11 protein-coding genes are annotated in these 13,060 nt (G+C 63.2%); 7 read left to right on the top strand and 4 right to left on the bottom strand.

The genetic code is table 11. The annotated features are described in order from the left end of the window. Positions 1-259 precede the first annotated feature (259 nt). The gene (locus tag ACVOK8_RS18310; RefSeq protein WP_481568072.1) at positions 260-895 is read right to left on the bottom strand and encodes a hypothetical protein; all 636 of its coding nucleotides are present in this window, start codon (positions 893-895) and stop codon (positions 260-262) included. Positions 896-1,070: 175 nt separating this feature from the next. Here ACVOK8_RS18310 and ACVOK8_RS18305 point away from each other — a divergent pair, with 175 nt between their 5' ends. Then, complete coding sequence (locus tag ACVOK8_RS18305) at positions 1,071-2,369, top strand: MFS transporter (protein ID WP_481568071.1); 1,299 nt, start codon at positions 1,071-1,073, stop codon at positions 2,367-2,369. A 135-nt stretch (positions 2,370-2,504) separates the two neighbouring features. Here the strand turns inward: ACVOK8_RS18305 and ACVOK8_RS18300 are convergent, their stop codons facing one another. The 3 genes from ACVOK8_RS18300 to ACVOK8_RS18290 all read right to left on the bottom strand — a co-directional run bounded on the left by ACVOK8_RS18300 (position 2,505) and on the right by ACVOK8_RS18290 (position 5,829). After that, on the bottom strand, positions 2,505-2,966 hold the full coding sequence (locus tag ACVOK8_RS18300; protein WP_481568070.1) for a bacteriohemerythrin: 462 nt from the start codon (positions 2,964-2,966) through the stop codon (positions 2,505-2,507). 121 nt (positions 2,967-3,087) lie between these two features. Then, positions 3,088-4,416 (bottom strand): GGDEF domain-containing response regulator, encoded by a 1,329-nt coding sequence (locus ACVOK8_RS18295; RefSeq protein WP_481568069.1) that lies wholly within the window; start codon positions 4,414-4,416, stop codon positions 3,088-3,090. Between the two features lie 120 nt (positions 4,417-4,536). Continuing rightward, positions 4,537-5,829 (bottom strand): NAD(P)/FAD-dependent oxidoreductase, encoded by a 1,293-nt coding sequence (locus tag ACVOK8_RS18290; RefSeq protein ID WP_481568068.1) that lies wholly within the window; start codon positions 5,827-5,829, stop codon positions 4,537-4,539. Between the two features lie 168 nt (positions 5,830-5,997). On the opposite strand from ACVOK8_RS18290, the gene ACVOK8_RS18285 reads away from it, so the two are divergent. From ACVOK8_RS18285 to ACVOK8_RS18260, 6 genes are all read left to right on the top strand, one after another. Further along, complete coding sequence (locus ACVOK8_RS18285) at positions 5,998-6,762, top strand: gamma-glutamyl-gamma-aminobutyrate hydrolase family protein (RefSeq protein ID WP_481568067.1); 765 nt, start codon at positions 5,998-6,000, stop codon at positions 6,760-6,762. Beyond that, positions 6,759-8,153 carry a glutamine synthetase family protein gene (locus ACVOK8_RS18280; protein WP_481568066.1) on the top strand — a complete coding sequence of 465 codons (1,395 nt, stop codon included), beginning with the start codon at positions 6,759-6,761 and terminating at the stop codon, positions 8,151-8,153. The genes ACVOK8_RS18285 and ACVOK8_RS18280 overlap by 4 nt, the downstream gene beginning before the upstream one ends. Before the next feature lie 218 nt (positions 8,154-8,371). After that, positions 8,372-9,496, top strand: a complete 1,125-nt coding sequence (locus tag ACVOK8_RS18275) for a polyamine ABC transporter substrate-binding protein (RefSeq protein ID WP_481568065.1) — start codon at positions 8,372-8,374, stop codon at positions 9,494-9,496. 498 nt (positions 9,497-9,994) lie between these two features. After that, positions 9,995-11,125: an ABC transporter ATP-binding protein gene (locus ACVOK8_RS18270; RefSeq protein WP_481568064.1), complete on the top strand. Its 1,131-nt coding sequence runs from the start codon at positions 9,995-9,997 to the stop codon at positions 11,123-11,125. After that, positions 11,122-12,048, top strand: a complete 927-nt coding sequence (locus tag ACVOK8_RS18265) for an ABC transporter permease subunit (RefSeq protein WP_481568063.1) — start codon at positions 11,122-11,124, stop codon at positions 12,046-12,048. The genes ACVOK8_RS18270 and ACVOK8_RS18265 overlap by 4 nt, the downstream gene beginning before the upstream one ends. Then, positions 12,045-12,890 (top strand): ABC transporter permease subunit, encoded by an 846-nt coding sequence (locus ACVOK8_RS18260; protein WP_296253173.1) that lies wholly within the window; start codon positions 12,045-12,047, stop codon positions 12,888-12,890. Before ACVOK8_RS18265 ends, ACVOK8_RS18260 begins: the two co-directional genes overlap by 4 nt. Positions 12,891-13,060 lie beyond the last annotated feature (170 nt).

The following is a 13,060-nucleotide window of genomic DNA, read 5'->3' as shown; positions in this document are numbered from 1 at the left end:
GTCACCGCCTGTATGCGCAAATACCTGACCAGGCTCAATGCCATGAAACGTGACAACGCACCCTGGATAGCGGGTATAGCGGGAGGCGCTAAAGACAGTTGACTCCTACAAGGCCTCATGTGGATTTGCAGTCGCTCGGAGCTCCATCAGGTTTTAGTCGTCGCCAGGCTAATGCGCTGGCCGCGCGCAGGCTGGTGGGTTCGCCCTCGTGAACTGCAGCGGTTCGGATCGAGACCAGTTGCGCGAAACAACACAGGCGTCATCGCCGGCAGCGCACGCTTTCCTGCAGCAGCGCCGTGCGCAGTGCGTCACGGTCGCGCGCATTCACCGCGTTCTGGAAGTAATTGACGTCGCGCTGGCTAAGCTTGCACGGATCGACTTCGTAGCCAGGCGGCCAGAACCCAAGGTAGTTCGCTACGCCCTGGATCATCTGCTTTGGGCTCATCTGCGGCTTCAAGCGGAAGTAACGTGGCGCATGTCGAAACGCGGGATCTTGGTTGAGTCGCCGAAACGGTTGCTGGGCGAAGCTGTCGGCGCTCGGTGGGTTGCCACCGATGGCGGCTTCGGCAAGGGTCAGGTTCAACGGGGTCGGGGCTGGAGTCGTCGGCTGCGACGAGGTCGTGAGCGGCTGCTGATCGGTCACTGGGCGGGAACGGGATCTGGCCGACATCCTCGCTCTGGTGGCTTGCGCGGGCGCGGGCGGGGTTTGCAGGGCGGGTGCTGCGCTCGGAGGGCGCGGCAACCAGCGCAGGCTGGTACGCGGCCCGATGTCGAGCAGGCTCGGCTGGCGCGGCTGCAGCAGCCATAGCGCAAGGGCGGCGTGGACTGCAACGACGGTGATGGCAGCGCTCAGGTGGGCAAGCGGGTGTCGGAAACGTCCGGAAGTGTTCGCCATCGGCAATGCATCCATGCGGAGGGGGGCGACGCTGTGACCGTCAACTGTGCCAATAGGTTCCTGCTTTCAGGGTGGAAACCGCAGCGTCGTCAAGCAACGGTGTCGGCTGCAACCAAATAGCGGCCGCTGCGGCGCTGCATGGCAGACTGCGGGCACTATTTCCCCTGTTACGACCATGTCGACCGCCGCCAGCTCCGCCCCTCTGAACTCCCCGCGCCGCGTACTGGCGGCCAGCCTGATCGGCACCACCATCGAATTCTTCGATTTCTACATCTACGCCACCGCAGCGGTGCTGGTATTCCCCAAGTTGTTCTTCCCGGAAAGCAGCAATGACGCCGCGCTGCTGCAGTCGCTGGCGACCTTCGCGGTTGCCTTCATCGCGCGGCCGGTGGGCTCGGCGGTATTCGGCCACTACGGCGACCGCATCGGGCGCAAGGCCACCTTGGTCGCGGCGCTGCTGACGATGGGCTTGTCGACGGTGGCGATCGGCCTGTTGCCGACCTATCACGACATCGGTGTAGTTGCGCCGTTGTTGCTGGCCTTGTGCCGTTTCGGGCAGGGGCTGGGGCTGGGCGGCGAATGGGGTGGGGCGGTGTTGCTAGCGACCGAGAATGCGCCGCCGGGCAAACGTGCCTGGTACGGCATGTTCCCGCAGCTGGGTGCGCCGCTGGGTTTCCTGCTGTCGGCCGGTACCTTCCTGCTGCTGGGGCGGGTTCTGGATGACGCCAGTTTCCTGGCCTGGGGCTGGCGGGTGCCGTTCATTGCCAGTGCCTTGCTGGTGATCGTCGGCCTGTGGGTGCGTTTGAACATCCGCGAGACGCCGGATTTCCAGAAGGCGCTGGATCAGGGCCAGCGTGTGCGCCTGCCAATGCGTGAGGTGCTGGTCAGGCATGGTTTTGCGGTGGTCGTCGGCACCTTGGCGGCGTTCGCCACCTTCGTGCTGTTCTACCTGATGACAGTGTTCACGCTGGGCCACGGGACCTCGGTGCTGCGCTACGCGCGCGAGGACTTCCTGCTGCTGCAGATGGTCGGCATCCTGTTCTTCGCTGCCGGCATACCGCTGGCTGCGCTGTATGGCGACCGGCATGGCACGGTCAAGGCGATGTTGTGGGCGACCTTGGGCATCTTCGTGTTTGGCCTGCTGTTCCAGCCCTTGTTCCAGGCCGGGCATCCGTTGCAGGTGCTGTTGTTCCTGTCGCTGGGCCTGTTCCTGATGGGCCTGACTTACGGCCCCTGCGGCACCATGTTGGCCAGTCTGTATCCGGTGCAGGTGCGCTATACCGGGGCCTCGCTGTCGTTCAATCTGGCTGGCATCCTGGGTGCTGCGCCCGCACCTTATGCGGCAACCTGGTTGGCCGGAAAATTCGGCATTGCCGCGGTTGGCGGCTACCTGTGCATCACCGCGGTGGCAACGGCATTGGCCCTGTTGGCCATCAGCCGTTGGCAACGCAAGGGTGCCGCAGGGACGCCGTAAGTCGCGACTACTGCCGGTCCCACACAAGACCGGCGCCGTGCGCCTTGCGGCGTTCCTGCAGCGGTAAAGCGCAGGAACGACGGGGAGGGGATATCTGGGGGGATGTCTGCAGCCACGCCGTTCCTGCAAAGCGATTCAGCGGAACAGGCGCTTCAGCGTCCGTCCCAGCCAGCTGCCTTCCTGGTGATCCCTGGCGAACTGGTTGAGGTGGCGCTTGACGTGTTCGGCATAGGCCTTGTCATCGCCGCGGATATGGTTGAACAGCCAGCGTGACAGCATGTTGCGCAGCTCGTCGGTGACGTCTTCGCCGGACTGGAAGCGCATGCGGTACTCGGAGACGCGCTTGCCGAACACTTCATGCACACGCTTGTGCGCGGCGCAGAACGGGTAGCCGGCCTCTTCCATCAGCTCTTCCTCGAAGGCGAAGTGCGACATGGTGTAGTCCACCAGTTCGTCGATGACCTCCGCCACGGCAACCTGTTCCAGGCTCTTCTGGGCGACGTGAAGGTGGTTGAGCATCTCCACGATGCGCATGTGCTGATGGTCGATGACCTCCACACCCGTATTGAGATCGTCCTGCCAAATCAGTAGTGCCACCGCCACTTCTCCCTCGTGTGCTTTGAGCTGTACTGTAGGGAGCGGGCTGGACGGGCGCGTTGATCTGGATCAATGCCTGCAGCGAGGCGTCGATTTCATTCAGATATCAGGCTGATGGGCTTCAGTGCGTATCGGCGCTGCAGACGCGGTTGCGTCCACCGGCCTTGGCCAGATACAGCTGACGGTCGGCTTCGGTGATCAGCTGGTGCAGGTTGCCGCTGCGCAGCGGCATGCGGCAGACGCCGATGCTGACCGTCATGCTCAGGGTGTTGTCGCCGAACGGTAGTTGCAGCGCAGCCACTGCTTGGCGCACCTTCTCGAAGTGGGCGGCACTGGCCGCTGCGTCCATGCCGCTGACCATCAGGCAGAACTCCTCTCCGCCAAAGCGTGAGCTGATGTCCTGGCTGCGGGTATTGGCCTGCAGCACCGAGGCGACGGCACGGATGGCTTGGTCGCCGGCTTCGTGGCCGAGGCTGTCATTGATGTGCTTGAAGTGGTCGATGTCGACCATGGCCACGGCGACCATGCCGCCGTTGTTGACCGCACCCAGATGGCGCTGGCTCTGCTCGAGGAAGCTGCGGCGGTTGGGCAGGCCGGTCAGGAAGTCACGCGTGGCCAGATCCTGCAATGTGCCGATCAGTTCCAGCTGGTCGACATTCTGCGAGACGCGGCAGAAGAACTCTTCGCGCGAGAAGGGTTTGCGCAGGAAATCGTTGGCGCCGTTCTTGAGGAAGCGCGGAATCAGCGACGGATCCGAATTACCGGAAATGCCGATCACCGCCACCTTGTCGCGTGCACGCAGCGCACGCAGCCGACGGGTCAGTTCCACGCCCTGCATGCCAGGCATTTCCTCATCGACGATGACCAGACGAATCGCCGGGTCGGCCTCGATCGCGCGTAGCGCCGAGTGACCGTCGTCGGCTTCGATGACGTGGTAGCCGTACATGGTCAGCAAGGCGGAAGCATAGGCGCGGGCCGATGGCGAGTCGTCCACCACCAGGGCGGCGATGCGGCGGTTGCGTTCCATGCGCTGTACCAGCCAGACCAGATAGTCGATGCTGCCTGGCGTGTTCTTCAGCACGTAGTCGATGATCTGCTGCTGCAGCACGCGCTTGCGCAGGTCCTCGTCATAGACGCTGCTGACCACGATGGTGGGCAGCCCGCGATTGACGAAGTAGTGCACCACCTGGTCACGGTCACCGTCGGCCAGTACCAGTCCGGTCAGGACCAGGAACCAGCCATCTTCGCGATCCAGCAGCTCGCCGGCCTCAGCCAGGCTGGATGCCACGCTGACCGGCAGCTCCAACCGTTGCTCGATGGCCTCGCGCAGCATCGTGGTGAAGGTGCGCGAGTTCTCCACCAGCAGGATGCGCTGGGGCAGGGGCGCGATCGACGGACTGTCGAATGCGGCCTGTGGCGTACTGGCTACGGTGGCGAGGATTGGGAGCATCGGAAGGTGTAGCGGCGGCAGGCGTAAGAACTTGAGCGGGAATCAGCAATGACCGGGCTCGACCGGGCGAAGCAGGCTGTTTCCAATCCCAGCTCCAGATTCGCCACGCCTGGCTTCAAATCACCACAACAGATCGCGCAGCTTGTACCAGGACATCGCCGCCACCAGCATCGGCATGCGCAAGGCCTTGCCGCCGGGGAACACGCCGTGCGGAATGCGTTCGAACACGTCCAGACGCTGTGCCTGGCCGGCAATCGCGGCGGCGATCACTTCACCGGCCAGACCGGTGCTGGCGACACCATGGCCAGAAAAACCCTGCGCGAAGTACACGTTCGGGGTGATCCGGCCCCAATGCGGGGCGCGGTTGCGGGTGATGTCGATGTAACCGCCCCACACGTATTCCATCTCGACATCGGCCAGCTGCGGGAATACCCGCCGCATGCGTCGGGTCATGCTGGCACGCAGGCCGGGTGGGGGAAGTGCCGAATAATTGGCCTGGCCGCCGAACAGCAGGCGGTGGTCGCGACTGAGCCGGAAGTAGTCCAGTGCCCAGTTCACGTCAGCCACCGCCATGTCGTTGCGGATCAGCGCCTTGGCGCGTTCGGCGCCCAGCGGCTGGGTGGCGCCGATATAGGTGCCGACCGGCATCATCCGGGTTTCCAGCTCGGGTGCAATGTCCTGCAGCCAAGCGTTGCCGGCCAGTACGATGAAATCGGCATCGACCCGGCCATGGGCTGTGATCAGTGCTGGCTGCGGACCACGTTCGAGCCGGGAGACCGCTGATTGCTCATGGATGGTTACCCCGGCGGCCTCTGCAGCTTGGGCCAGGCCTTGCGCATACGCCAGCGGGTGCAGGTGACCGCTGGCGGCGTCATAGACCGCGCCCAGGTAGCGTTCGCTGGCAAGCTCTTGTTGCAGTCGCTGGCGATCCCACCATTCCAGCGGGTAGTCGTAACGCTGCGCCATGCGCTCGATGTCGCTGCGCAGGGCACGTTCCTGGCGCGGCTGGATCGGCACGCTGGCATGGCCGTCGCGCCAGTCGCAGTCGATGTTGTGCCTGGCAATACGCTGCTTGAGCATATGCATGCCATCGCGCGAAAAATCGAACAGCAGACGTGCATCGGCATCACCAACCAACGCTTCCAGGGTGTCCTGCTCGCAGCCGTAGCCGACGATGGCCTGGCCGCCGTTGCGACCGGAGGCACCCCAGCCGACACGCTCGGCTTCCAACACGGTGACTTTGTAGCCCTTTTCGGCCAAGGCCAGCGCGGCCGTCAGGCCGGTGTAGCCGGCGCCGAGCACAGCCACGTCGGCGCGCGACTGCCCACGCAGGGGCGCACGTGGTGGAAGCTCGGGTTGGCTGGCGGCGTACCAGCTCGGGGGATATACGGATGCAGCGGCGTCCACGGACATCAGGCCGAATCAGGGGCGGGAAGTGTAACGACACCGGCGTATGCGGCGTGCGCAGGCCGGTGAAGAACCCGCATAGTGTGCCCTGCCGTACTTGAATGCCGGATGGCACTTGGTTGCCTTAAAAGCGGGGCAGGGGTAGCGTGCTGGCACGTCTCATGAGCTTTACCCATGGCCAGCCTACCGCTGGTCGGCTTGCCTACCGACAGCAAACCGATCGGGTCCCATCCGTTTCTTGTCGTTGGTGAAAAGTACGTGCGTGCCGTTGTCGATGGCGCGCAGGGCATGCCGCTGCTGCTGCCCTTGCTGCAGCCACCGCTGCCTCCCGAGGCTTGGCTGGCGACGCTGGATGGTCTGCTGCTGACCGGTGCAACCAGCAATATCGAGCCGCACCACTACGATGGCGGCGACAGCTGGCCGGGCAATCCGCATGATCCGGCACGCGATGCCAACGTGTTCGGCTTGATACCGCAAGCGCTGGCGCTGGGCATGCCGATATTGGCGATCTGCCGTGGTTTCCAGGAGGTCAATGTCGCCTTTGGTGGCAGCCTGCATCCGAAAGTGCATGAAGTGCCCGGGCTGGCTGACCACCGTGAAAACCCGGCGTCATCGTTGGAGGTGCAATATGGGCCGGCGCATGCGTTGCATTTGAGCCCGGATGGCGTGCTGGCCGGCATTGCTGGCAGCAGCGAGGTGATGGTCAACTCGGTGCACGGGCAAGGTGTTGCCCGGCTGGGCGAAGGCCTGCAGGTTGAGGCCCGCGCGCCGGATGGGCTGATCGAGGCGTTTCGTGGCACAGGCCCGTCGTTCCTGCTCGGCCTGCAGTTTCACCCGGAGTGGCGGGTCACCGAAAATCCGTTCTATCTGGGCATTTTCCAAGCCTTCGGCGAGGCCTGTCGCCGCTATCGGTTACACAAACAAGTTGGTTCCCCATGACTTCGCGCCCCCGCACCCGCAGCCGTAAAACCGCCACCGCCGTCCAGGAAGAAAGCCTGCTGCTGCGCTGGCTCAAGGAGCGGCACATCACCGAGGTCGAATGCCTGGTGCCGGACATCACCGGTAACGCGCGCGGCAAGATCATTCCGGCCGACAAGTTTTCACACGATTACGGCACGCGCCTGCCCGAGGGCATTTTCGCTACCACGGTGACCGGCGATTACCCGGATGATTACTACGAGCTGACCTCACCGGCCGACGCGGACATGATCCTGCGGCCGGACCCGGACACCGTGCGAATGGTGCCGTGGGCGACTGATCCGACCGCGCAGATCATCCACGACTGCTATACCAAGAGCGGGCAGCCGCATGAGCTGGCACCGCGCAATGTATTGCGGCGGGTACTGGCTGCGTACGAGGAGCTTGGACTGAAGCCGGTGGTGGCGCCGGAAGTGGAGTTCTTCCTGGTGCAGAAGAACACCGACCCGGATTTCCCGCTGCTGCCGCCCGCCGGGCGCTCTGGTCGCCCGGAGACCGCGCGACAGTCGTATTCGATCGACGCGGTCAATGAATTCGATCCCATCCTCGACCTGATGTACGACTACTGCGATGCGATGAAGCTGGACGTGGATACCTTGATCCACGAATCCGGCGCCGCGCAGCTGGAAGTCAACTTCACCCACGACGGTGCGATGTCGTTGGCCGATCAGGTGTTCCTGTTCAAGCGGACCATGCGCGAGGCCGCGTTGCGTCACGGCATTTACGCCACTTTCCTGGCCAAGCCGATGGAGACCGAACCCGGCAGTGCCATGCATATCCACCAGAGCCTGGTGCGCATTGCCGATGGTCGTAATGTGTTTGCCGGTCACGCCGAAGGCGAATACAGCGAAACCTTCGACAATTACCTGGCTGGCCTGCAGAAGTACGTGCCGGCAGCGATGGGTTTCTTCGCCCCGAACGTGAATTCCTATCGCCGGCTGGTGTTTGGCGAGGTGTCGCCGAGCAATGTGGAGTGGGGTTTCGACAACCGCACCTGCGGTCTGCGCGTGCCGATGGATACGCTGGAAAACAACCGCGTTGAAAGCCGCTTTGCCGGTTCCGACGCCAATCCCTATCTGGCGATGGCTGCCACGCTGGCCTGTGGCCTGCTCGGCATCCGTGAGAAGCTGACGCCTACCACTCCTATCAGCGGTAACGCCAAGGAGCTGGGCTACGAACTGCCGCGCTCACTGGGCGAGTCGCTGGATGCGCTGGAGGGCTGCGATGCCCTGCAGGAGCTGTTGGGGCGCCGTTTCTGCCGCGCCTATGTCTCGGTCAAGCGCAAGGAATATGAAACTTTCTTCCGCGTGATCAGCTCCTGGGAGCGTGAGTTCCTGCTGTTGAATGTTTGACCGCGAGGCTTGCCTCCCTCCCGTTTGCGCAGCAAAGGGGAGGGTTGGGGAGGGGTAAGCTCTGTTCTGGCTGTTGCTCCAGTGGCTTCGCGGCTCACGCCGCTCCCACAAGCCTTACACCCATCTTCTACACACGAAGCCGCCGCAGATGGGACAATATGCCCACTTCCCGGCTTGGCCGGTCCCCCATACCGCTCCCGGATCACACTGGAGAACCCATGAATCTGCGCATTCTCACCGTTGGTGTCGCCATCTCCCTGCTCGCTGCCTGCGGCGGCAAGGAAGAGGGCGCCAAGCCCGCCGAAGGCGGCGAGGCCAAGGTCCTCAACGTCTACAACTACTCGGACTACATCGCCGAGGACACCATCCCGAACTTCGAGAAGTCGACCGGCATCAAGGTCACCTACGACGTGTTCGACAGTGACGAGATGGTCGAGACCAAGTTGCTGACCGGCGACAGCGGCTACGACATCGTGGTGCCGACGCTGAACTTCTTCGGCCGTCAGATCCAGGCCGGGGTGTTCCTGCCGCTGGACAAGAGCAAGATCCCGAACCTGGCCAACCTCGACCCGGCGGTGATGCAGCGCATCGCCGGCCAGGATCCGGGCAACCAGTACGGCGTGCCCTACATGATGGGCAGCACCGGCATCGGCTACAACGTGGCCAAGCTGAAAGAGCGTTTCGGCGGCAGTGCCGACATCGCCAACAGCTGGGACCTGGTGTTCAAGCCGGAAAACATCGCCAAGATGAAGGATTGCGGCGTGACCCTGCTGGACACCCCGGCCGACATGATCCCGGTGGCCCTGCACTACCTGGGCGAAGACCCGCACAGCGCCGACCCGGCCGTGCTGCAGAAGGCGGCTGATCTGCTCAAGTCGATCCGCCCCTACGTGCAGAACTTCCACTCCTCGCAGTACGTAGGCTCGCTGGCCAATGGCAGCACCTGCCTGGTGGTGGGCTGGTCGGGCGACATCATCCAGGCCCGCGACCGTGCCGAAGAGGCCAAGAACGGTGTGGAAGTTGCGTATTCCATCCCGAAGGAAGGCGCACCGCAGTGGTTCGACATGCTGGCCATCCCCAAGGACGCCAAGCACCCGGGCAATGCCTATGCCTTCATCAACTACCTGCTGGAGCCGGAGGTAGCGGCCAAGAACACCAACGTGACCCACTACGCCAACCCGGTGAAGTCGGCGACCTCGCTGGTTGACCCGGCCATCCGCGACGACAAGACCATATACCCGGCCGAAGACGTTGCGGCCAAGATGTTCACCTATGCGATCAACACCCCGGAGACGGACAAGCTGTACACCCGCCTGTGGACCGAGGTTAAGACCGGTCGTTGATTTCAGACAGGTTTAGCGGCTGAATCTTTGCAACGCCTCCCTCTTGCAGGGAGGCGTTGTTGTTTGTGGCGTTTGGGGCTGCCGGTTGCCACTGGGGAGGGCAACGCAGGGCTTTTCCCCCTCCCTTTGGCGCAGCCAAGGGGAGGGCTGGGGAGGGGTAAGCTCTTGGCGCGTGCACGCACTATGAGCTTCGCGTCTTACGCCGCTCCTGCAGCGGCCCTGCCGAGCATGGCTCGGCACTACATAGGTATTTGCAGGCTGCGGGGCTTGGCTCGCTCCCTTTGGCGCAGCCAAGGGGAGGGTCGGGAAGGGGCTTTGCAGCTCAGGCATGGGCCTTTGCAGCTCCAGGAGCAACAGCAAAAGCCCCCCCTCACAACCTCCCCCTGGGCTGTGCCAAAGGGGAGGGGAGCGCGAACCGCCACAGCTGGCGGTGTCGCCAGCAAAATCAGGGGGCTACACTACGTGCGTTTGTTCATCTGCCCGCTTCCGGAGCCCTACATGCCCGTTGACGCCAAGCCAGAGGCCACCGCTTTGAACAGCGAGCCCGGCTACTTGTCCATCCGTGATCTGCGCAAGGAATTCGATGGCTTCGTCGCCGTCGATGACGTCAACCTGGATGTGCGCAAAGGCGAGATCTTCGCCCTGCTGGGCGGTTCGGGCAGCGGCAAATCCACCCTGTTGCGTTGCCTGGCCGGCTTTGAAACCCCGACCAAGGGCGCGATCCTGCTCGACGGCCAGCCAATCACTGCGCTGCCGCCGTACGAGCGGCCGATCAACATGATGTTCCAGTCCTATGCGCTGTTCCCGCATATGACGGTGGAGCAGAACATCGCCTTCGGCCTCAAGCAGGACGGCATGGCCAAGGATGCCATCGCACGCCGTGTTGGCGAGATGCTGGAGCTGGTGCAGCTGCAGAAGCTGGGCAAGCGCAAGCCGCACCAGCTGTCCGGCGGCCAGCAGCAGCGTGTGGCGCTGGCCCGATCGCTGGCCAAGAGCCCGAAGTTGCTGTTGCTGGACGAGCCGATGGGCGCGCTGGACAAGAAGCTGCGCTCGAAGATGCAGCTCGAACTGGTCAACATCATCGAGCAGCTTGGCGTCACCTGCGTGATGGTCACCCATGACCAGGAAGAAGCCATGACCATGGCCACCCGCATCGCGGTGATGGACCAGGGTTGGATCCAGCAGATCGGCAAGCCGGACGATATCTACGAGCAGCCGGCCAACCGCTTCGTCGCCGGCTTCATCGGCTCGGTGAATTCCTTCGAAGGCGTGATCGATGAGGATCTGCCCGAATACGTTACCGTGCGCACCGCCGACTTCCCTGCGCCGATCTACGTCGGCCACGGCATCACCGGTTACGAAGGCCAGCCGGTGGCCTTCGCGCTGCGCCCGGAGAAGGTGCATATCGCCAAGGAAGAGCCGGAAGGTGACACCAACAAGGCGTTTGGCGTGGTCGAGGACATCGCCTATTTCGGCAGCCATTCGGTCTACCACGTACGCCTGCCCAGCGGCGCCAAGATCCTGTCCAACTTCGCCAACATGAAGCGCTGGGACAGCGACGGCATCACCTGGAATGATGAAGTCTGGGTGTCTTGGGACGACAACGACGGCGTGGTGCTGACCTCATGAGCGCGACCAGCCCACTCACCAGCGGTTGGCGGCGTTGGCTGCCGGGTGCGCGCGCGGGTGTGATCGGCGTGCCCTACCTGTGGCTGCTGCTGTTCTTCGCGATTCCGTTCCTGATCGTGCTGAAGATCTCCTTCGCCAAGATGGCGGTGGCGATGCCGCCGTACACCTCCATCGTGGAATACGTGGACAGCGCGTTCACGGTCAATCTCAACCTCGGCAACTACACCGCGCTGTTCACCGACAGCCAGTACATAGTGGCGTACCTGAGTTCGATCAAGATCGCGGTGATTTCCACATTGTTGACCTTGTTGATCGGCTACCCGATGGCCTACGTGATCTCGCGCATGTCGCCGTCCGCGCGCAATATCGCGATGATGCTGGTGGTGCTGCCGTCGTGGACCTCGTTCCTGATCCGCGTCTATGCCTGGATCGGCATCCTCGACAGCAATGGCCTGATCAATCGAACCTTGATGAGCATCGGCGTGATCGACGAGCCGATACGCATGCTCTACACCCCGTTCGCGGCCTACGTCGGCATCGTCTACTGCTATCTGCCGTTCATGGTGCTGCCGCTGTACGCCAACCTGGTCAAGCTCGACAACCGTTTGCTGGAGGCAGCCTACGACCTCGGCGCCAAGCCTTGGCAGGCCTTCCTGCGCATCACCTTGCCGCTGTCGCGCAGCGGCATCATCGCCGGCTGCATGCTGGTGATGATCCCGGCGGTGGGTGAGTTCGTGATCCCGGAAATGCTCGGTGGCCCGGATACCTTGATGATCGGCCGCGTGCTGTGGGGCGAGTTCTTCAATAACCGCGACTGGCCGCTGGCTTCGGCGGTGGCGATCGTGATGCTGCTGTTGCTGCTGATCCCCATCATCATCTTCAACCGTTCGCAGCAGCGTGAGCTGGAAGGGAAGCTGGCATGAGCATGACCCGGCGTAGTTCCTGGTTGGGTTGGAGCATCCTGCTGCTCGGCTTCGCCTTCCTGTACCTGCCAATCCTGTTGTTGATGGTGTACTCGTTCAACTCATCACGTCTGGCGACGGTATGGGCGGGCTTCTCCACGCAGTGGTACGGCGAGTTGTTCCGCGACCGTCAGTTGCTGCAGGCGGCCTGGATCAGCATCAAGATCGCATTCTGGACGGCGAGTGCATCGATGGTGATCGGCACCATGGCGGCGATGGCGATGACCCGCTTCAAGCGCTTCCCCAGCAAGACCATCTTCGGTGCGCTGGTGACCGCGCCGCTGGTGATGCCGGAAGTGATCATCGGCCTGTCGATCCTGCTGATGCTGGTATCGATGGGTGGCCTGTTTGGGCTGCCGTCCAAGGGCGTGGTGGCGATCTGGATCGCGCATGTCACCTTCACCATCTCCTTCGTGACCGTGGTGGTGTCCTCGCGCCTGCAGGAGCTGGACCGTTCGCTGGAGGAAGCGGCGATGGACCTGGGCGCGAACCGGTTGAAGGTGTTCTTCCTGATCACCTTGCCGATCATCGCCCCGGCACTGCTGTCTGGCTGGCTGTTGGCGTTCACCTTGTCGCTGGATGACGTGGTGATTGCCAGCTTCGTCGCCGGCCCCAGCTCGACCACCTTGCCGATGAAGATCTTCGCCTCGGTGCGCATGGGCGTGAGCCCGAAGATCAACGCCCTGGCTACGCTGATGGTGCTGGCGGTATCGACGGTAGCGGTGCTGGGTTGGTGGATCTCGGCCCGCGCCGACAAGCGACGCCAGCGCGACATGCAGCTGGCGCTGCAGGAAAACGGCTGAGCTAAAAATGTAGTGCCGAGCCATGCTCGGCAGGAGCTTTCCCGGCAAGCCATCACCAATGTGGGAGCGGCATCAGCCGCGAAACTCGCAGATTTTAAAAAAACCACATAGGGGCGATTCTAACGGCCCCCCCCATAACGGGTAAAGACCCAACCCCAACACGTCAAAGC

It is taken from the genome of Stenotrophomonas sp. STEN083, from assembly GCF_056759195.1.
Note: the sequence above shows the minus strand (reverse complement) of the source record. Positions and strands in the feature narration are given on the sequence as shown.